General features: G+C 36.7%; 18 protein-coding genes. 10 read left to right on the top strand and 8 right to left on the bottom strand.

Going from position 1 to position 19,249, the window contains the following annotated elements; genetic code table 11:
* The 5 genes from lpxA to BLT30_RS07935 all read left to right on the top strand — a co-directional run bounded on the left by lpxA (window position 1) and on the right by BLT30_RS07935 (window position 4,248).
* Window positions 1-789, top strand: a complete 789-nt coding sequence (lpxA, locus tag BLT30_RS07955) for an acyl-ACP--UDP-N-acetylglucosamine O-acyltransferase (RefSeq protein WP_027384969.1) — start codon at window positions 1-3, stop codon at window positions 787-789.
* Window positions 790-816: 27 nt separating this feature from the next.
* Window positions 817-1,380, top strand: coding sequence for an elongation factor P (gene efp, locus BLT30_RS07950; protein WP_027384968.1), 564 nt, complete (start codon window positions 817-819; stop codon window positions 1,378-1,380).
* A gap of 199 nt (window positions 1,381-1,579) precedes the next feature.
* A complete protein-coding gene (locus BLT30_RS07945; protein WP_089873056.1) occupies window positions 1,580-2,482 on the top strand; it encodes an LpxD N-terminal domain-containing protein in 903 nt (300 codons plus the stop codon).
* A gap of 109 nt (window positions 2,483-2,591) precedes the next feature.
* Entirely contained in the window at window positions 2,592-3,464 is an 873-nt protein-coding gene (gene sucD, locus BLT30_RS07940) for a succinate--CoA ligase subunit alpha (protein ID WP_089873055.1), read from the top strand.
* A gap of 106 nt (window positions 3,465-3,570) precedes the next feature.
* On the top strand, window positions 3,571-4,248 hold the full coding sequence (locus BLT30_RS07935; protein WP_089873054.1) for a porin family protein: 678 nt from the start codon (window positions 3,571-3,573) through the stop codon (window positions 4,246-4,248).
* A 32-nt stretch (window positions 4,249-4,280) separates the two neighbouring features.
* Here the strand turns inward: BLT30_RS07935 and recA are convergent, their stop codons facing one another.
* The 4 genes from recA to pfkA all read right to left on the bottom strand — a co-directional run bounded on the left by recA (window position 4,281) and on the right by pfkA (window position 8,840).
* The gene (gene recA / locus BLT30_RS07930) at window positions 4,281-5,282 is read right to left on the bottom strand and encodes a recombinase RecA (protein ID WP_089873053.1); all 1,002 of its coding nucleotides are present in this window, start codon (window positions 5,280-5,282) and stop codon (window positions 4,281-4,283) included.
* 91 nt (window positions 5,283-5,373) lie between these two features.
* Entirely contained in the window at window positions 5,374-6,570 is a 1,197-nt protein-coding gene (locus BLT30_RS07925) for an oxygenase MpaB family protein (RefSeq protein ID WP_089873052.1), read from the bottom strand.
* A gap of 230 nt (window positions 6,571-6,800) precedes the next feature.
* Window positions 6,801-7,805 (bottom strand): type I glyceraldehyde-3-phosphate dehydrogenase, encoded by a 1,005-nt coding sequence (gene gap / locus BLT30_RS07920; protein ID WP_027384962.1) that lies wholly within the window; start codon window positions 7,803-7,805, stop codon window positions 6,801-6,803.
* Window positions 7,806-7,853: 48 nt separating this feature from the next.
* A complete protein-coding gene (gene pfkA, locus BLT30_RS07915) occupies window positions 7,854-8,840 on the bottom strand; it encodes a 6-phosphofructokinase (RefSeq protein WP_089873051.1) in 987 nt (328 codons plus the stop codon).
* 210 nt (window positions 8,841-9,050) lie between these two features.
* On the opposite strand from pfkA, the gene BLT30_RS07910 reads away from it, so the two are divergent.
* The gene (locus BLT30_RS07910; protein ID WP_089873050.1) at window positions 9,051-9,977 is read left to right on the top strand and encodes a malate dehydrogenase; all 927 of its coding nucleotides are present in this window, start codon (window positions 9,051-9,053) and stop codon (window positions 9,975-9,977) included.
* 54 nt (window positions 9,978-10,031) lie between these two features.
* On the opposite strand, the gene BLT30_RS07905 is transcribed toward BLT30_RS07910, so the two are convergent.
* Entirely contained in the window at window positions 10,032-10,934 is a 903-nt protein-coding gene (locus BLT30_RS07905; protein WP_089873710.1) for an NAD(P)/FAD-dependent oxidoreductase, read from the bottom strand.
* A 78-nt stretch (window positions 10,935-11,012) separates the two neighbouring features.
* Between BLT30_RS07905 and BLT30_RS07900 the strand changes: the two genes are divergently transcribed.
* Entirely contained in the window at window positions 11,013-11,393 is a 381-nt protein-coding gene (locus BLT30_RS07900; RefSeq protein ID WP_317040523.1) for a Fur family transcriptional regulator, read from the top strand.
* 1 nt (window position 11,394) lies between these two features.
* On the opposite strand, the gene BLT30_RS07895 is transcribed toward BLT30_RS07900, so the two are convergent.
* Both BLT30_RS07895 and BLT30_RS07890 read right to left on the bottom strand, forming a co-directional pair.
* Complete coding sequence (locus tag BLT30_RS07895; protein ID WP_089873049.1) at window positions 11,395-11,958, bottom strand: DUF4256 domain-containing protein; 564 nt, start codon at window positions 11,956-11,958, stop codon at window positions 11,395-11,397.
* Between the two features lie 102 nt (window positions 11,959-12,060).
* Window positions 12,061-12,636, bottom strand: coding sequence for a YdeI/OmpD-associated family protein (locus BLT30_RS07890; protein ID WP_221405578.1), 576 nt, complete (start codon window positions 12,634-12,636; stop codon window positions 12,061-12,063).
* Window positions 12,637-12,754: 118 nt separating this feature from the next.
* Here BLT30_RS07890 and BLT30_RS07885 point away from each other — a divergent pair, with 118 nt between their 5' ends.
* The 3 genes from BLT30_RS07885 (at window position 12,755) to BLT30_RS07875 (ending at window position 17,899) form a co-directional block, all read left to right on the top strand.
* Window positions 12,755-14,923 (top strand): outer membrane beta-barrel protein, encoded by a 2,169-nt coding sequence (locus tag BLT30_RS07885; protein WP_089873047.1) that lies wholly within the window; start codon window positions 12,755-12,757, stop codon window positions 14,921-14,923.
* Window positions 14,924-15,206: 283 nt separating this feature from the next.
* Window positions 15,207-16,853 carry an alkaline phosphatase PafA gene (pafA, locus tag BLT30_RS07880; RefSeq protein WP_089873046.1) on the top strand — a complete coding sequence of 549 codons (1,647 nt, stop codon included), beginning with the start codon at window positions 15,207-15,209 and terminating at the stop codon, window positions 16,851-16,853.
* A 275-nt stretch (window positions 16,854-17,128) separates the two neighbouring features.
* Window positions 17,129-17,899 carry a TIGR02757 family protein gene (locus tag BLT30_RS07875; protein ID WP_089873045.1) on the top strand — a complete coding sequence of 257 codons (771 nt, stop codon included), beginning with the start codon at window positions 17,129-17,131 and terminating at the stop codon, window positions 17,897-17,899.
* A 149-nt stretch (window positions 17,900-18,048) separates the two neighbouring features.
* On the opposite strand, the gene BLT30_RS07870 is transcribed toward BLT30_RS07875, so the two are convergent.
* The gene (locus tag BLT30_RS07870; protein ID WP_089873044.1) at window positions 18,049-18,924 is read right to left on the bottom strand and encodes a polysaccharide deacetylase family protein; all 876 of its coding nucleotides are present in this window, start codon (window positions 18,922-18,924) and stop codon (window positions 18,049-18,051) included.
* Window positions 18,925-19,249 lie beyond the last annotated feature (325 nt).

The following is a 19,249-nucleotide window of genomic DNA, read 5'->3' as shown; positions in this document are numbered from 1 at the left end:
ATGATTCACCAGCTTACAGCAGTAGATCCGCGCGCCAAAATTGGCAAAAATGTAACAATCGAACCATTTACAACTATCGGTGCAAATGTCGTAGTAGGTGCAGATACTTGGATTGGTCCTAATGTAACCATAATGGAAAACGTGAGGATTGGTAAGAATTGTAAAATTTTCCCCGGAACCGTGATTGGGGCAGTACCTCAAGATCTTAAATTTGATGGAGAAGATACGCAGGTCATCATTGGTGATGGTACTACGCTTAGAGAATGTGTTACTATCAACAGAGGAACCAAAGCCCTTGGCTATACAAAAGTCGGGAATAATTGTTTGATCATGGCAACTTCTCACATTGCACACGACTGTATCGTTGGTGATAATGTAATTATTGCAAATGGATGTGGGATTGCAGGTCATGTAGAAATTGGTGATTTTGTTGTGATGGGAGGTCTTTCTGCTGTTCAGCAATTCGGAAAAATAGGTAAGCATGTAATGGTTTCCGGAGGTTCATTAATTAGAAAGGATATTCCGCCTTATGTGAAGGTAGCCAGAGAGCCAATTTCTTATGCCGGTATCAATTCCGTAGGATTAAGGAGAAGAGGCTTTACCAATGATAAGATCTTCGAGATCCAAAAGATATACAGGGCCATTTTCCAGATGAAAATGAACACCACCCAGGCAATAGAATACATAGAGAAAGAAATGCTTCCTACTGTAGAAAGGGATGAGATAATTACCTTTATACAGAATTCCCCAAGAGGTATCGTAAAAGGATACGGGTCCAACAAAGAATAAAAAATAATATAAGTTTATATATAACTAATGGCAACAAGCAACGATATAAGAAAAGGACTTTGCATAGAATTCAGCAATGATATTTTCAAAGTAATCGAATTTCTACACGTAAAACCAGGTAAAGGTCCTGCATTCGTAAGAACAAAACTAAAATCTGTAACCAACGGAAAGGTATTGGACAATACGTTCTCCGCAGGTCACAAAATCGACGAAGTAAAGGTGATTACCAGAAAATTCCAATATCTTTATGATGATGAGAACGGTTTCCACTTTATGAATAACGAAGACTTCTCTCAACTTTATCTTAACAAGGAAATGATCGAGAATTCTAACCTGATGAAAGCGGGAGAAGAAGTGACCATCATTTTGAAAGAGGCGGATGAAACACCACTTTCTGCGGAACTTCCACAATCTGTTTACCTGGAAGTTATCGAAGCGGATCCAGGTGTGAAAGGAAACACTGCAACCAACGCTCTTAAAAATGCAATCGTGGAAACAGGTGCGAGAGTAATGGTTCCTTTGTTTATCGAGCCAGGTGACAAGATCAAGATCAGTACAGAAGACGGCTCTTACTTAGAAAGAGTAAAATAAATTATAGCAGGAAGCTGGAAGCATTAAGTTTTCCAGCTTTCATTTTTTATGGCAGCTATTTCCGCCCTCCGTTCCCGCTTTTTTCTTTTTTCCAAAAAAGAAAAAGAGCTCCACTCAGGTCGGGCTGCGTGCAATTCGTCATTTTCAAAATAAACGAATCGCAGTTTAAAATCAAATTTTTAAATTATAACATCCAGTTATGACTTTCAATCAACCTCAAACACTCAAAGTTATTGCAGATATCATTGGTGCAAAATATATCGGAGACGAGAATTTTCCGGTTCTTGGAACTAATGAAATTCATATGATAAAGCCGGGAGAAATTGTTTTCGTCAACCATCCAAAATATTATGATAAAGCACTTAATTCTGCAGCAACAATCATATTAATTGACAAAGAAGTAGAATGCCCGGAAGGAAAGGCTCTTTTGATCTCTGATGATCCATTCAGGGATTTTAATAAGATCAATACCCATTTCACAAGAATTTCAAATTTTAAGGAAGAACTTCATGATCTGGAAGTAGGCGATGGAACATTCATTCACCCTTCTGTTGTTATTGGAAATGATGTGAGGATTGGAAAAAACTGCCACATTTTTCCTAATGTTGTTATCGGAGACAGAACAATCATCGGAGATAATGTTGTCATTCAGGCGAATACAGTTATTGGAGGAGATGCATTTTATTACAGAAAGCTAAATGGGAGCTTTGATAGATTGATCTCTGTGGGAAACGTTGTCATTGAAAATAATGTGGAAATAGGGAATAGTTGTACGATTGACAGAGGTGTAACAGATTCTACCAGAATTGGGGAAGGAAGTATTCTCGATAATCAGATACAGATCGGTCACGATACAGTCATTGGAAAAAAATGTCTGATCGCTTCTCAAACCGGAATTGCAGGCTGCTGTATAATTGAAGATGAAGTGACAATTTGGGGACAGGTGGGAATGGCTTCTGGTGTAAGAATCGAAAAAGGAACTGTTCTTCTTGCCAAGGTAGGAGTGAACAGAGATCTTAAAAAAGGAACTTATTTTGGACCAATTGCAGAAGAATTCAGAGATTATCTTAGAAAGGAAGTCAAAATCAAAAATCTGAAGTAAATCATATTTTAAATCTTCAAAAAATCTTTAATTCCAAGAAATTTTTGGATTATTATCGTTATTTTTGCGAATAACAAATGTTTATAAAATCAATAAATTATAATATAAAATGTCAGTATTAGTAAACAAAGATTCTAAAGTTATCGTACAAGGATTTACAGGTAACGAAGGTACTTTCCACGCAGGTCAGATGATTGATTACGGAACCAACGTAGTTGGAGGTGTGACTCCAGGAAAAGGAGGGACAGAGCATCTTGGTAAGCCGGTTTTCAACTCAGTTTCTGAAGCTGTAGAAAAAGCAGGAGCTAATGTGAGTATTATTTTCGTTCCACCTGCATTTGCTGCAGACGCCGTGATGGAAGCTGCTGAAGCAGGTATCAAAGTTATTGTATGTATCACAGAAGGTATCCCTGTTGCTGATATGGTAAAAGTTAAGGATTATATCCAAGATAGAGATGTCCGTTTGATCGGTCCAAATTGTCCTGGTATCATCACTTCTGATGAAGCTAAGATAGGAATCATGCCAGGTTTCGTTTTCAAAAAAGGAAAGGTCGGTATCGTTTCAAAATCTGGAACTTTGACTTATGAAGCTGCTGATCAGGTTGTAAAAGCTGGTTTTGGAGTTTCTACAGCTATTGGAATCGGTGGAGATCCAATTATTGGAACTACTACAAAGGAAGCTTTGGAATTGTTCATCAACGATCCTGAAACTGAAGCTGTAGTAATGATCGGAGAGATCGGTGGATCTTTGGAAGCTGAAGCTGCAAGATGGTACAAAGCTAGTGGGTCAACAAAACCAGTTGTAGGTTTTATCGCTGGGCAAACCGCACCAAAAGGTAGAACAATGGGACACGCTGGAGCTATTGTTGGTGGAGCTGATGACACTGCCCAGGCAAAAATGGCCATTATGAAAGAAAACGGGATTCACGTTGTAGATTCTCCTGCTGAGATTGGAAAAACTGTTGCAGCGGTTTTAGCATAATAGAACTAAGATTACGTTCTTAAATATATTTTGAGAAGCTCTATCTGGGCTTCTCATTTTTTTTATTTAAATTTGGAACATAAAAATATTTATAAAAAACACTAATATGAAAAAAATCCTTTTCGGGTCTTTATTGTTAATTTCATCGTTCTCTCAGGCGCAGATCGATTTCAGATCTACTGAATTTGGTCTTGTTGTAGGAGGAACTTATTCCAGAGTTAGAAATGCACACAACCCTTCGGGACCTAGATTCTCTGTTTTAGGAGGTGTTGTAGCACAAGTACCAGTTGGTATTACTCAACAGTTTTATATACAAGGTGAGGTCTTATATTATGGGGCGGGAGAAACAGGAAAGACCAAAGAAGCTAAAGGCAGGTCTGGTTATGATGCTGTATATGCCAATAATTACCTAAGTGTCCCACTTAACTTTAAGGCTTATTTTTCAGAAGCCGAATCGGAGTTTTTTGGATTGATTGGACCAAGGTTCAACTTTTTGATCGATCAAAAAGTAAAAAATCTTCCTACAGGTAGGGATTATTATGACCCAAACGTTGTGAATCCACAGTATCCTAATATCAATGGGAAGGCTAATTCCTTTAACTTTGGGTTAGGAGCAGGCGTAGGGTATAGTTATAAGCGCCAGTTGGAAATTGCTTTGAAGTATGATATAGGATTATCCAATACATATCCCAATCTGGTTGAGTCTTGGACATTAGATCCGGATGCGCAAAAGAAAAAATCAGAGCAGGTTATAAGTCTTGGAGTGACTTATTTCTTCAAATAAAAAAAGGCTGTGAACAATTCACAGCCTTTTTTTTATTTTTGTTTGATCAGTTCTTTGATCTTACCTTCAATTTCTTCTGCTAATTCCGGATTGTCTCGCAATACCTCTTTTACGGCATCGCGACCTTGTCCTAATTTAGTGTCTTCATAACTGAACCAAGATCCACTTTTCTTGACCACAGCAAGATCTACAGCAGTATCTAAAATCTCTCCAACTTTAGAAACGCCTTCTCCGTACATAATATCGAATTCTGCTTGTTTGAAAGGTGGTGCAACTTTGTTTTTAACAATTTTTACTTTTACACGGCTTCCGACAGCTTCGTCCCCATTTTTGATCGGAGCACTTGCTTTTCTGATATCAATTCTTACAGAAGCGTAGAATTTAAGAGCGTTTCCTCCTGTTGTAGTCTCTGGGTTTCCGAACATCACACCGATTTTTTCACGTAATTGATTGATGAAGATCACAGTACATTTAGTCCTGGAGATAGTAGCCGTCAGTTTTCTTAAAGCCTGTGACATTAGTCTTGCATGAAGTCCCATTTTGGAATCTCCCATTTCGCCTTCGATCTCTGCTTTTGGCGTCAATGCTGCAACAGAGTCAATTACAACAATGTCAATAGCTCCTGATCTGATAAGGTTGTCGGCAATTTCCAAAGCCTGCTCTCCATTGTCTGGCTGAGAGATGATCAGGTTTTCCAGATCGATTCCTAATTTTGCAGCATAGTTTCTGTCAAATGCATGTTCTGCATCTATGAAGGCCGCGATCCCGCCCGCTTTTTGGGCTTCCGCAATAGCGTGAAGGGTTAATGTGGTTTTACCGGAAGATTCAGGACCGTAGATCTCTATGATCCTTCCTCTAGGATATCCACCGACACCCAAAGCAAGGTCGATACCTAGAGATCCGGAAGGAATTACTTCTATAGTTGTATCTACAGAGTCCTCTCCCAAGGTCATAACAGTTCCTTTTCCGTAGGTTTTATCTAGTTTTTCAAGCACCAGCTGGAGGGCTTTTTTCTTATCGTCGTTCGTACTCATTATTTCAAAAAAATTATTCTCAAAAATACGGAATTTTAAGATCAAAATCCAATATTATTTTAATCGGAGGTTTTAATTTACCAATTTGATTTTAATGAAAATTTGAATTTTTTGTTATGTTTAGATAATCATTTAAAACTTTCATTTGATCTTTATTTCCCTTTTTTATTTGGACTTCTCTGCTTAATAAGCTTTCATAGATTTTATTAAATAATTGCTTTGACCTTGGAAACACATTTTTGTATTTTACTTTTGGGATTTCTAATCTTTCACAGACGTCATCATCCAATAAAAACCAAGTACAGCAGATGTGCAGATAACGAAGATTCCTTCTTTGGAAACTGAATTTGAGAATGGGATTTTCCAAGGATTCATTTAATAGGGAATGAGCCAGTAGTATAGAATCTTTGTCTGATGGAGGTTGTACAGAGGTCCATAGATAAAAATACTCTGTGGCCTGTTTTTTATCATTAGGCAAAAGATCTTCGGGAATTCCTAAAAGATAACCGACATATTTCCAAAGATGAAACAGTCCTTTTTCCTCTTTTTCTGAAAATGTATTTCCCAATTTGTGCAGACTGTATAAAAATACCAGACTAAAACCGATGTAAGTCGCCATCATATCCCAGGAATTGATGGGTTCGCCCCAGTTTTCCGTGTCCCAGTCTTTATAATGCTTCTTTATGGAAAGTCTTGCATAGGAATGTATTAATCTTGTTTTTATAGCAAATTCGTAACCTTTTTGATGAATTAAAAGTGAGTCGGTTCTTGTGACATTCACCCAAAAGTCCAGTGTTTCCGATAAACGCTTTACAGCGCCCTTTTTCAGAGCTTCTGTAGCGATAAGCGGTTTGTTGAGATAGGCATAATCATATCCACCGATCAAACAGTAATCTCTTAGAGATATCAACGAATCTACATTGCACCTCATGCAAAGCTCGGCTCCGCTTTTGATCAGATCATGATCAAGCCATTCGGGAATGGTTTGTGTCTGTTCAAAAAGCGATCTTGCACTTTCAGAGATCTTGTCGTTCTCTGTAATTCCATTTCTGATATAAGTTTCAATTTGTTTTGAGGCTTTAGGGAACGATTGGGTAAAATAGATGTCCTTCACCACCTGATCTCCGATCTCATCTACATCATAATAGTAATGAGAGAATTTATCGAAATCTTTAAAACTGACTTTTGCCCCGGAGAATTCTATGAGTTGTTTACCATTTCCGGTTTCCCAAAAATTTTTGAAATGAGGAGCTTCTTTGAATCGAGGCTTTAAAATTGTTCTTTCCATCTCAGATAAAATTACAATTATTGCTCCATAAAACGGTTGTGAGTTTTATCACTTTTGAATATAGAACTTTGCAAGATAATATCAAGCTTGGTTTTGATCAAAAACAAGCTTGCTTCCATCAAAGAACAAGCTTGTTTTTTTAGCTTCAGGGGTTTCTTGTGAAAAGTTCTGTTACTTAAATAAAAAAAACCTCTGAAGAAATTCAGAGGTTTTTTTATTTCAACTTCAGATTACAAAGAAGCTGAATGAACAAGCATATCTGCCAATTTGTTAGAATAACCCCACTCGTTATCGTACCAAGATACTAATTTAACGAAAGTCGGGTTCAACATGATTCCAGCTTCTTTGTCGAAGATAGAAGTCCTAGCATCGCTTACGAAATCCTGAGAAACAACAGCGTCTTCTGTGTAACCAAGAATTCCTTTCAACTCGCCTTCAGAAGCCGCTTTGATAGCAGCACAGATCTCTTCGTAAGACGTTGGTTTGTCCAATTTTACAGTAAGGTCCACTACAGAAACGTCAGCAGTTGGAACTCTGAAAGACATACCGGTCAATTTCCCGTTAAGAGAAGGGATCACTTTTCCTACCGCTTTTGCAGCACCTGTAGAAGATGGGATAATGTTGTTAAGTGCAGATCTGCCGCCTCTCCAGTCTTTTGCAGATGGTCCGTCTACAGTTTTTTGAGTTGCAGTAGTTGCGTGTACAGTTGTCATAAGACCTTCAGCGATACCGAAGTTATCGTGGATCACTTTTGCCAATGGCGCAAGACAGTTTGTAGTACATGATGCGTTTGAGAAGATCTTGATATCGTCAGTCAGTTCTTTGTGGTTTACACCCATTACGAACATTGGCGTATCATCTTTTGAAGGCGCGGAAAGGATTACTTTCTTGGCACCAGCGTTGATGTGAGCCTGAGCAGAATCTTTAGAAAGGAATAATCCTGTAGATTCTACGATATATTCTGCACCAACTTCATTCCATTTTAGGTTGTTAGGATCTTTCTCAGCAGTTACACGGATCGTTTTTCCGTTTACAACAAGGTTGTTACCCTGTACTGATACTTCTCCTTTGAACGGTCCGTGAACTGAATCGTATTTTAGCATATAAGCCATGTATTCAGCATCGATAAGGTCATTGATACCTACAACTTCGATGTTTGATCTTTCAGTCATTGCTCTGAACACTAAACGTCCGATTCTCCCGAATCCGTTGATTCCTACTTTAATTGTTGACATATTAAAAAAATTAAGGTTTTGTTTTGATATTTATTTTTTATTAAAGGATTACATTGCTAAGATCTCAGCGATCTGAAGCAGGTCTTTATCTATTTCGTTATGTTTTTTGATAGCTTCTTCTATCGGCGTATAAGTGATCTTGTTAGATTGCATCCCAACCATCACTTTGTTTTTGCCTTCCATCAGACCGATGACAGCTCCATATCCTAAGTGACTGGCCAGAACTCTATCTGCACAACTTGGTGAGCCTCCTCTTTGGATGTGTCCAAGAATTGTTACACGGATGTCATAATTTGGGAATTTTTCTTTTGTTGCTTTTGCAAGGTCATAGATATTTCCTAATTCTTCACCTTCTGCAACCACAACAATGCTTGATGATTTACCCACTTTTTCAGCCGTATTGAAGGTTTCAAAAAGATCATCTAGACTGTCTTTTCTTTCAGGGATCAAGATGTCAAGAGCTCCTGTTGCAATCCCACTGTTAAGGGCGATGAATCCAGCATCCCTTCCCATTACTTCTACGAAGAAAACTCGGTTGTGAGATGTTGCTGTATCGCGGATTTTGTCTATGGCGTCCATTGCTGTGTTAAGAGCTGTATCATAACCAATGGTTTTATCTGTACCAAATATATCATTATCAATAGTCCCCGGAACACCGATCACTTTGATCCCAAACTCTTCATTGAAAACTTTTGCACCAGTGAAACTTCCGTCCCCGCCTATGCAAACCAATGCATCCACGCCTAATTTTTGACATTGCTCGAAAGCTTTTTTTCTCCCTTCCGGAGTCATAAATTCCTTGGATCTGGCAGACTTTAGAATGGTTCCACCTTGATTGATTATATTTTTCACGGAACGAGGTCCCATTTTTATTACATCACCTGCAATCAATCCATTATATCCTTCGCGGATCCCATAGCATTCTATATTGTAGTGATTTGCTGTTCTTACAACGGCTCTAAGTGCTGCGTTCATTCCTGGAGCGTCACCTCCAGATGTTAAAACAGCAATAGATTTAATGTTGTTTTCTGACATATTTTTAATTTTTTTCTAAGCAAATTTACGAAATATCAACCACATTTTGGCTCATGTTTTAGTAATATAGGATAAATTATATCATATGTTAATAGAGAACAGCTATTTGCAAATATGACAAATGTTTGATTTAAATTTTTTTCGGATTTTACAAGATTTATTATATTTACGAACAATACAATATAAAATTTTTAAACTGATAAATATATTATGAAAGTAACTGTAGTGGGAGCTGGAGCTGTTGGAGCTTCTTGTGCTGAATATATTGCGATGAAAAATTTCGCATCTGAAGTAGTTTTGGTGGACATCAAAGAAGGTTTTGCAGAAGGTAAGGCAATGGATTTGATGCAGACAGCTTCTCTTAATGGTTTTGACACGAAAATTACCGGGACAACGGGAGATTACAGTAAAACAGCTGGTTCTCACGTTGCTGTCATTACTTCCGGGATTCCTAGAAAACCTGGGATGACAAGAGAGGAACTGATCGGTATCAATGCAGGAATCGTAAAAGATGTAACTGCAAATCTTGTTAAAAACTCTCCGAATGTGATCATCATCGTAGTTTCTAACCCGATGGATACAATGGCATATTTGGTTCACAAGACATCTGGCCTTCCAAAAGAAAGGATTATCGGAATGGGAGGTGCTTTGGACTCCGCAAGATTCAAATACAGATTGGCAGAAGCATTGGGATCTCCAATCTCTGACGTTGATGGAATGGTGATCGCAGCGCACTCAGATACCGGAATGTTACCTTTATATAGCAAAGCAACAAGAAATGGTGTTCCTGTTTCAGAATTCTTGAGCGATGAGCAAAAAGCTTACGTTATCGAGGAAACTAAAGTTGGAGGAGCTACATTGACCAAATTATTGGGAACTTCTGCCTGGTATGCGCCCGGAGCTGCGGTTTCTGTAATGGTTCAGGCCATTGCCTGCGACCAGAAAAAAATGATTCCTTGCTCTCTGATGTTGGACGGCGAATATGGAGAAAGTGATATTTGTCTTGGTGTTCCGGCAATCATCGGAAAAAATGGTGTTGAGAAAATCGTAAATATCTCTTTGACCGATGAGGAAAAAGCAAAATTTGCTGAAGCTGCAAAAGCTGTAAGAGAAGTGAATGGTGATTTGAAATTTTAATCAAATCCTTATAATAAATTAAAACCGCATCAATTGATGCGGTTTTTTTGGTTATTAAAAACCTTCATTCGTCAAGTCCATATTGACCATTGCTCCGGTAAGGTTGCCGGTATAGGCCGCATTGGCTACAGACCGCATTGCACAGGAATTATCGCCGCAAGCATAAACACCTGGAACCGTCGTGTTTTGTTTGTTATCGATTTTGATATGACCATTTTCTGTAAATTCGCAGCCCAAAGAACCTGGAATATCAGAGTGTTGTTTGAAATGAAAAGCACCATAAACTGCATCAAAATCCAGTTTTTCCCCATCGGATAATATCAGTGTCTCGATGTTTCCGTTTTGATGTTGGATTTCATCAATTTCTGTTTCGATAATTTTAATATTATTCTTTTCTAATTTCTGAAATTGTTCTTCTGTAAAGTCAGCTTTTCCTCTGGTCAGAATTGTCAAATCATCAGTCAGATTATTGACCAATGATGAAATATGAAAGCCACGTTCGCCATTCGCAATGATTCCTGTTTTTTTATTTTTGAATTCATAGCCGTGGCAATAAGGGCAATGGATCAGAGAAATTCCCCAGCAATCCCAAAAACCTTTGATATTCGGAACTTCATCTACAATTCCTGTTGCGAATATAAGTTTCTTGGCTTCAAATATTTCGCCTCGTCTGGTACTGATTTCAAATCCATTTTCAGTTTTCTTTCCTTGCATTGCAAGCCCGTCACAAAACTCTACAGTAGCGTATTTTTTAACTTGCCCTTTTGCAATAGTTGAGATCTCTTTTGGTGTTTTCCCGTCTTGAGTCAGAAAATTATGGGAATGTGGCGTTTGGATATTACAAGGTTTTCCACTGTCAATCACCAAAACTTTTCGGAGTGACCTTCCCAAAGACATTGCTGCAGAAAGTCCGGCGTAACTTCCTCCAACTATAATAACATCGAATTGATTCTCCATTCTTTTCATAATTAATTTTCTTGTTTATATCTTGCCAAAGTTAATAATAATTTCTATTATTGCAACATAATCGCATTAATGAAAATAAAAAGAAGGAATACACCCGCAAAAGAAGCTGTTTTGAATTTGTTAACTAATAAAGCTAAAGCGATGAGTCAGGATTCTATCGAGAAAAATATCAATGTTGATATTGATAGAGCAACGATTTATCGAGTATTAAACAGATTCTGCGAAGACGGAATTCTCCACAGAATTGTTGCAGAAGACGGAAAACAGTATTTTGCAGTCTGCATTAAATGTGAAGAAAAAAAACTGACAGACCATCATTTTCATTTCAGATGTACAAAATGCGAAACTATAGAATGCCTGCCATTTGAAGTTCAGTTTTCCTTAGAAAAAGGATATTCTGTGGAAAGTGTAAATTGTATTCTGACAGGGATTTGTAAAGATTGTGCTTGAATCAAATCCTCAAAACTCCTCGAAAACCTCTCGCAGCATAATAAGATTCGGCACCGTTGTGATAGAGAAAAACAGTGTTGTAACGTTTGTCACAGAATATAGCACCGCCTAATTTCCGGATTTCATCAGGTGTTTTCACCCAGCTCGATGTTTTCAAATCGAAGTTTCCTAAAGATTGCAATTCACGATATTGTTCTTCATCCAAAATCTCGATTCCGATCTCATTGGCCAAATCTACTACACTGTTTGTTGGTTTATTTTCTTTTCTGGAATTGAGTGCATCTCGGTCATAGCAAAGACTTCGTCTGCCTTTTGGACTTTCTAAGGAACAATCTATGAAAATATATTCGTTTGTTTTTTTATCATAGCCAATAACATCTGGTTCGCCTTCGGTTCTTTCCATTTCGTTCAGAGACCAGAGTTTTTCAGGATTGGATTCCAGTTTTTTCTGAACATCTTCCCATTTTATATTTTCGTGACGATTTGGTTTTTTTTCAAAACGGGTTTTCAGGATTTTGATTAATTCTTCCTGTTGTTCTGCTGAAAGCTGAGGTTTATTTTTCATATTAATTAGTTACTTTTGATAAAAATATTTTCTCGCAGATTAAGCAAATTTTTCTTCTATAGAATCTGCGAAATTTGCCAAATTAGCGAGAGCTTTAATCTATTAATCATTCATACCTTTTCCGTCCAAAATATTTAGGATTGATTTTTCGATTCTGGATTCTCTGGTCTTTGATTGTTTTGGCGCAGAAAAATGAAACAGATAAGCTCTTTGTCTTCCCGGAGTTAAGGATTCAAAAGCGGATTTCAATTCGGGATTTTCATTTAGTTTAATTTGAAATTCTTCGGGAATTGGTGTCGCTTCTTTTTTGATTTGTACTTTTTCTCCACGTTCTTCTATTTCAACAGCTTCGAAAATATAACCTTTGATAATTGATTTTTTGTCCAGAATATCCTGAACGTTTTCAAACCGCATTTGTCTTCCGGCTTGTGTATTTTCTCCCATTTTTACAAGAAGATGTTTGGGGTCTTTCATTATTCCACCCTTGAAAAACAAAAGTGCAAAATAGTCTTTAAAACCTTGAATAATGACAATATTCTTTCGGCTAAAGGAATAACATGGTTTTCCCCATTTGATGTCTTCTGTCAATTGACAATCCAGGATAATGGTTCTCAATGCGCTTATCTCATTTTTCCATTGTCTGGACTTTTCTATATGTTCATTAACTTTTGTATTCACTGTATGTAATTGTTTTCTTTCAAATTTAATTAAAATTCGATTTAATATAAATTTAATTGACTTTCGATGTAACATTATCCTTTTTGAGTTGTCTTATCTTTACAAATAAACTATAACAATGAAGCAAGCTTTATCCTTATTGGGATTACTCTCTTTTGCAATCACATTTGCCCAGACACAAGACACTCTTAAATCCAAAGAAATAGAAGCGGTCACAGTTATCGCCAAAAAACCGACTGTACAAAGTAAGGCCGACAGAACAGTTTTCAATGTGGAAAACAGCTCTATCCTGGCAGGAAATACAACTTGGGATATCGTGAGAATGACGCCTTTGGTAAGCATCGATAACAATGACAATGTAAAAGCGGAAGGGGAATCGGTAACGGTCTATATCAACGACAGGAAATCGGTTTTCACAGGTAAGGAACTTAAGGAATATCTCAAAACAATTCCTGCAGACAATCTGATGAAAATCGAGGTCATTACAAGTCCGTCTTCCCGTTATGAAGCAACCGGAGCGGTCATCAACATCGTTCTCAAAAAGCGGGATGATGAAGGTATGAAGGGAAGCATTTCTCTTACTAATACTCAGAATACCAAGAATAACCAATACGGGAGTTTGAACCTTAACTATCATAAGAAAAATTTCACTCAGACTTTCACGGGTAGTTATAATGATAATGTTTTCATTACCAAAAATTCTAGCGAGTTTTCTTATTATGCCAATAAAAACCGTGAATTAATTGATTCCAAAAGTACTTATATCAACAAGAATCCGTCTTTTTCTTCCAGTTCTGAATATGAACTGAATGACAAGAACAATATCGGTCTTGTGATGGAATATTTCAGAGGTGATAATAACTCTGGAACGGACTCATTCATAAGGTCGTATGACGATAATAACTTTAAGAAAATTGATTACCAAAAATTGTCGGGTTCTAACCTTAATAATACTTTGGGAACCAATTTTTTCTACAAGTATTATGATAAAGAAAAGAACAAAATTCTGGACGTCAATCTCGGAGTTAATTACGAAACAAGCGAGGGCTCTACAGGAAGAACATTGAAAAGTACTACGTCTTCGCCTGCAAATATTGATGGATGGAATAATATTTCAGCTACTGAACAGACTTTGATTAATTCTGATACTCAAAACAGAAATTATTATGTGAAAGTAGATTTCACAACGCCATTAGGAAAAGGTGGAACTCTGGAAGTCGGCGGAAAAGCAGATTTTAATAATAACGTGATCCCAAATGCTTATCTGGACTTGATGGATGGAACCAAAAATGTAAACAGCGATTTTCATTACACAGACAACATCAACTCTCTATATTTTAATTATAGCAAAACATTTTTTGAAAAATTGGAAACCAGAGTTGGTTTGCGATATGAACACATCGATTTCAAAATCAGAGAAAATGTAGGGAATCAGGGAAGAAAAGATTCTTACGGTACGTTTTTGCCGAATCTATTGATTAAGTATTCTTTCAGTACCAATTATGATTTGAGCTTGACTTACAATCATAACCTTTGGAGACCTTGGTTTTCGGAATTCAATCCTTTTGAAATGCCTAGTAATAATGGAATCTATTACCGGGGAAATATGGAGCTTCTTCCAAATCCGAGCGATAGAGTGGTGCTGAAATTTGGGTTATTCAAAAAGTATTTTATCTCGGCCAGATATATGTTTACTGACCAGGATTATTGGACCAATTATAAAGAAGAAGATGGGAAAACGATTTCTTTTCCGGATAATTTCAAAGGAAAAGTAGAAAAGTTCTACCTTTTTGCCAACACCAATCAAAACTTCCTGAAAAATAAACTGAATGTGAACTTCGGACTTGGGTGGTACTACATAGATAACAGTGATTTCAATATCAGAAACAGATTGAGCCGTGATAACAATTATATCAGCTACATTGGCGGCTCTACCAATCTTTCTTATACCAATTTATTCAATAAGAATATTAATATCAGCGGTTGGTTCAGCGTTGATAATCAGAATTACGGAAACTCAGTTGCAAATAAGTACAACTTTTTCCATAATATCTCTGTGACCAAGATTTTCCCGGATTCTCAAATCGAAACCAGTTTACAGTTGATGAACATCTTCAAAAGACCAAGTGTAGACAATACGACTTATAGCTCTACAGGGATGATTCGAAATTATAATAAATGGGATTGGTACGGATTCTCACTCACATTTGTTAAACGTTTTGGAAACCAGAAAGTAAAGGAAAATACAAAAACGGATGTCGAGAAAAATTCCGGTGGCGGTAAATAGAATTGTTAAATTTTATATTGAAAAGAACGGGCAATTGCTCGTTCTTTTTTGTTTGATACTTCTAAGGTTAAATTTCTCTTAGATGGTTTGTTTAAATCTCTCTAGAGAGTTTGTGAATTCTCTAGAGAGAGTTTATCAATTCTCTAGGGAGAGTTTTGTAAGTCTCTCAAGAGAATTAATAAGTACTTTTTAAATGATATTCAATATCAAAAACTTTAATAAAAATTTCACATCCCAAAACTTTTGAAAGCCGTAAATTTGGCTTTCAATAAAAAGTGATTCAATGTTCAGAAAAATTCAGATTTTCGTTTTGGCTGTGGCTACATTTGGAAATGTAAATGCTCAGAAAACAAGATTAAATTCAGGAGAAAGACCCAAATTAGTAGTAGGATTAGTAGTGGACCAGATGCGTTGGGATTATCTTTACCGGTTTGAGAAAAAATTCGGGAAAGGTGGTTTCAAAAGGCTTTTGGGAGAAGGTTATTCTCTTAATAATGTACATATTCCTTACATTCCGACGGTTACGGCGATTGGTCATACTTCTATTTATACGGGTTCAGTTCCTTCGATTCACGGGATTGCGGGAAACGACTGGACGGATAAAGAAACAGGGAAAAATGTTTATTGTACAACAGACGAAAACGTAAATCCAGTTGGAACAGATAACAAAAGAAACGGAAGTCATTCTCCGAAAAACCTTTGGTCAACGACGGTTACAGACCAATTGAGAATTGCGAGCAATTTTAAATCAAAAGTCGTCGGCGTTTCTTTGAAAGACCGTGCTTCGATTTTACCTGCCGGTCACAATCCGACGGGCGCTTTTTGGTTCGATGATTCAGCTGGCAACTTCATTACGAGTTCTTATTATATGAATGAACTGCCAAAATGGGTAAAAGACTTCAATGACCAGAAAGTCCCTGAAAAATTGTTGGTTAACGGCTGGGAAACTGCTTTACCAATTAATGAATACACGGAAAGTACAGCAGATAATGTAGAATGGGAATATCCAGTTGGAACAGCGAAAGAACCTGTTTTTCCTTATAAAAATCTATTGACGGATTATGCGACTAAAAAAGGCGTTATCAGAACGACGCCTTTCGGAAATACGTTGACGCTTAAGTTTGCTGAGGCGGCTTTGGATAATTATGCTTTAGGAAAAGGAACTGAAACGGATTTTCTTGCAATTAACCTGGCTTCGACGGATTACGTTGGTCATTCTTACGGACCAAATTCTATAGAGGTTGAGGATACTTACATCAGATTGGACAAAGATTTGGCCACGTTTTTCAAAATGCTGGATGAAAAAGTAGGGAAGAACAATTATTTGGTTTTCTTGTCTGCTGATCACGGTGGTGCGAATGCAGAAGGATTCCTGAGAGCCAACAAGATTTTAGGTGGTTTCTTTGATGAGGGAATGGAAAAAAATCTGGGCGCAGAACTGGAGAAAAAATATGCTAATTCCAAACTGATTCTAGGAATCGATAATTATCAGATCTATCTGAATCAAAATCTGATCAAAGAGAAAAATCTTGATGAAGAAGCCATTAAAACAACGATCATCGATAATCTTAACAAAGACCCGAGAGTTTTATATGCAGTTGATTTGAAAAAGATAGGTTCATCAGCAATTCCTGAGCCGATAAAATCCAGAGCCATCAATGGTTATAACTGGCAGAGAAGCGGAGATATCCAGATCATTTCTCACGACGGAATGTTGCCAAGTTATGCGAAAAAAGGAACAACACACAGTGTTTGGAATTCTTATGATTCTCACATCCCATTGATTTTTATGGGTTGGGGAATCAAACACGGTGAGAGTAACGGCGATTATTATATGACCGATATTGCGCCGACAATCTCAGCATTACTTCACATCGAATTTCCAAGTGGAGCTATTGGAAAACCGATTACTGAAGTTATCGGAAGATAGAAGCATAAATTAGATATTAGAATCTAGAAGTTAGGTTGTAATTCATTTTTTTTTAAATTTTAAATAAAATATAAACCCAATATTGTCATTCCGTAGGAATCTAAACGGCATTTGTAGAGATTCTTTCAGAATGACAATTTTTTTTAAAATAAATTTGTGGACTTTTATAAGTTTGAAGTTTATACTGAGCGAAGTCGAAGTGCCTTTGTGAACTTAAAAAGCATAGATTATGTTAAAGTCTTTGTGGACTTTGTGTTCAAAAACATTTATAAGGTATGAAATTAAAAGAAAAAGACATTTTCGATTTGCTGAACGAAAAAGCAGATTTATACAATTCTCCGGACTTTATTATCGATGACCCGATTCAGATTCCGCATCGTTTTTCTTTGAAACAGGATATCGAGATTGCTGGATTTCTATCCGCAAGTATCGCTTGGGGAAACCGAAAATCAATCATCAATGACGCCAATAAAATGATGGAATTGATGGGAAATTCACCTTACGATTTTGTAATGAATTTCACAGATTCTGATTTGGGTAAAATTCCACAGAAAGCGATTCACAGGACTTTCAATCACGAAGATTTCATTTTCTTTCTAAGGAATTTCAGAAGAATCTATAATCAATTTGAAAGTCTGGAAGATGCGTTTCTCATCAATAAGAATGAAATCAATTTTTCTCATTCTATTGAACGTTTCCGGAATCATTTTATTTCAGAAAAACACCGTGGACAAAAACATGTGAGTTCGCCTTACAAAAATTCTGCTTCCAAACGATTGGTGATGTTTCTGCGCTGGATGGTTCGTAAAGATAAAAAAGGTGTCGATTTTGGAATTTGGGAGAAGATTGACCCGAAGTTTTTATCGGTTCCTTTGGATGTTCACACCGCTAATATTTCCAGAAAATTAGGAATCTTAACCCGAAAACAAAACGATTGGAAAGCGGTAGAAGAATTAGATTTAATTCTTAGAAAATATAATTCTAATGACCCTGCGGTCTATGATTTTGCTTTGTTTGGATTGGGTGTTTCTAAGGAATTTGAATAAATATTTAACCACAAAAGGCACAAAGTTTTTGCACAAGGTTCACAATTTTTATTCTGAAGTTTACTATCTACAAGACTTAACTTCATATTCAATAGCAAAATTTATTGTGTTCTTCGTGAAAAAACTTTGTGCCTTTTGTGGTTTATAAATTATTTCAAAATATCATTAATCTTAGGATAATCCGATATCTTCCTGAATTCAAAACGATTGCTGTTTTGCAAACCAGAAATAAACAAATCCAATTCCCGGACTGAATCATCATCCTGAAGATATTGGTCGTGTGTCAAGAAAACCAAATGTCGGGAAGTCTTTTCCAAATCATTGAAAAAGATACTGTCAATTCGTTTTGTCATATCTTTATGAGAACCTTTTAACTTCATTGTGCTGTCTGGTTTCCACTCGAGGTCCCAACCAACCAAAACATAACCTGCCCTTTGCAATTTGTCTGCTGCAATTTTTGATGTTTTGATGTCTGTATTATTAATATTTGATGTTCTCCAGATATTTCGTCCGGGCGTTCTTGCGTATTTGTTTTTGAACTTCAAACTGTCTTTTGCCCTGTCAAAATCGTGAATGACCTTTTCAGGATTCTTGTAAAATTCCGAATATCGGTTTTCTGCGTGCGAATAACTGTGATTGGCCAATTCTACCAACTCTTGTTTTTCTAATTCTTTCAAATTTTTTGCCTGGGTTTTGCTGTCATAAGCGTGTTTCCCTACAATAAAAGATGTTATGGGGATTTGATATTTGTTGATGATCTTAAGAAGATTTTCTGTTCCTTTATTAGGTCCGTCGTCGAAAGTGAGATAAATGTAACGTTTATTCGGGTCGTCAGGAACATCCGGTTTTGTGGAAATTACTTTTGCCGGTCTGGAGACGACTGTTTCTAAATCTTTTTTTGAATTTGTAACCGGCTCATCTGATTTTTTGTTACAGGAATTCAAAAAAAATACTGCAGTAACGATTAAAGCAGTAGTCCCAAGAAAAACCAAATGATTTGATTTTTCAGCAAAAGTTTTTTTCATTGGAAATAAAAGATTTTAAATTGTTAAAAAATGTTAATTAAGTTAAAGTTTAGAATCAAAATTAATGCCGGTATTTGCAAATTTTGAATTTTATATAAAATATTTTACAATTGATAATCAGTTATTTATGATTTAATTTAGTTCTTGGGTTGTTTAGAAAATGTTATGTTAAATTTCAAGCATATTTTAACAATGAATTACATACAGCCCGGCCTGAATAGAGCTCGTGTTGCAAATTTGATTTGGAATAAGTTCGGCGATTAGCAAAACGTCGGGAACGGAGGACGGATAAAGCTGCCCAAAATCATGAATATAGGTTTTATTG

The sequence above is a fragment of the Epilithonimonas hungarica genome (assembly GCF_900102265.1).
Classification (GTDB): domain Bacteria; phylum Bacteroidota; class Bacteroidia; order Flavobacteriales; family Weeksellaceae; genus Epilithonimonas; species Epilithonimonas hungarica.
The sequence above is the reverse complement of the archived record's forward strand: the minus strand, read 5'-3'. Positions and strand labels throughout refer to the sequence as shown.

Coding starts and splice junctions, on each gene's coding strand:
- lpxA (WP_027384969.1), top strand. CDS start 1: ATGATTCACCAGCTTACAGCAGTAGATCCGCGCGCCAAAATTGGCAAA.
- efp (WP_027384968.1), top strand. CDS start 817: ATGGCAACAAGCAACGATATAAGAAAAGGACTTTGCATAGAATTCAGC.
- BLT30_RS07945 (WP_089873056.1), top strand. CDS start 1,580: ATGACTTTCAATCAACCTCAAACACTCAAAGTTATTGCAGATATCATT.
- sucD (WP_089873055.1), top strand. CDS start 2,592: ATGTCAGTATTAGTAAACAAAGATTCTAAAGTTATCGTACAAGGATTT.
- BLT30_RS07935 (WP_089873054.1), top strand. CDS start 3,571: ATGAAAAAAATCCTTTTCGGGTCTTTATTGTTAATTTCATCGTTCTCT.
- recA (WP_089873053.1), bottom strand. CDS start 5,282: ATGAGTACGAACGACGATAAGAAAAAAGCCCTCCAGCTGGTGCTTGAA.
- BLT30_RS07925 (WP_089873052.1), bottom strand. CDS start 6,570: ATGGAAAGAACAATTTTAAAGCCTCGATTCAAAGAAGCTCCTCATTTC.
- gap (WP_027384962.1), bottom strand. CDS start 7,805: ATGTCAACAATTAAAGTAGGAATCAACGGATTCGGGAGAATCGGACGT.
- pfkA (WP_089873051.1), bottom strand. CDS start 8,840: ATGTCAGAAAACAACATTAAATCTATTGCTGTTTTAACATCTGGAGGT.
- BLT30_RS07910 (WP_089873050.1), top strand. CDS start 9,051: ATGAAAGTAACTGTAGTGGGAGCTGGAGCTGTTGGAGCTTCTTGTGCT.
- BLT30_RS07905 (WP_089873710.1), bottom strand. CDS start 10,934: ATGGAGAATCAATTCGATGTTATTATAGTTGGAGGAAGTTACGCCGGA.
- BLT30_RS07900 (WP_317040523.1), top strand. CDS start 11,013: ATGAAAATAAAAAGAAGGAATACACCCGCAAAAGAAGCTGTTTTGAAT.
- BLT30_RS07895 (WP_089873049.1), bottom strand. CDS start 11,958: ATGAAAAATAAACCTCAGCTTTCAGCAGAACAACAGGAAGAATTAATC.
- BLT30_RS07885 (WP_089873047.1), top strand. CDS start 12,755: ATGAAGCAAGCTTTATCCTTATTGGGATTACTCTCTTTTGCAATCACA.
- pafA (WP_089873046.1), top strand. CDS start 15,207: ATGTTCAGAAAAATTCAGATTTTCGTTTTGGCTGTGGCTACATTTGGA.
- BLT30_RS07875 (WP_089873045.1), top strand. CDS start 17,129: ATGAAATTAAAAGAAAAAGACATTTTCGATTTGCTGAACGAAAAAGCA.
- BLT30_RS07870 (WP_089873044.1), bottom strand. CDS start 18,924: ATGAAAAAAACTTTTGCTGAAAAATCAAATCATTTGGTTTTTCTTGGG.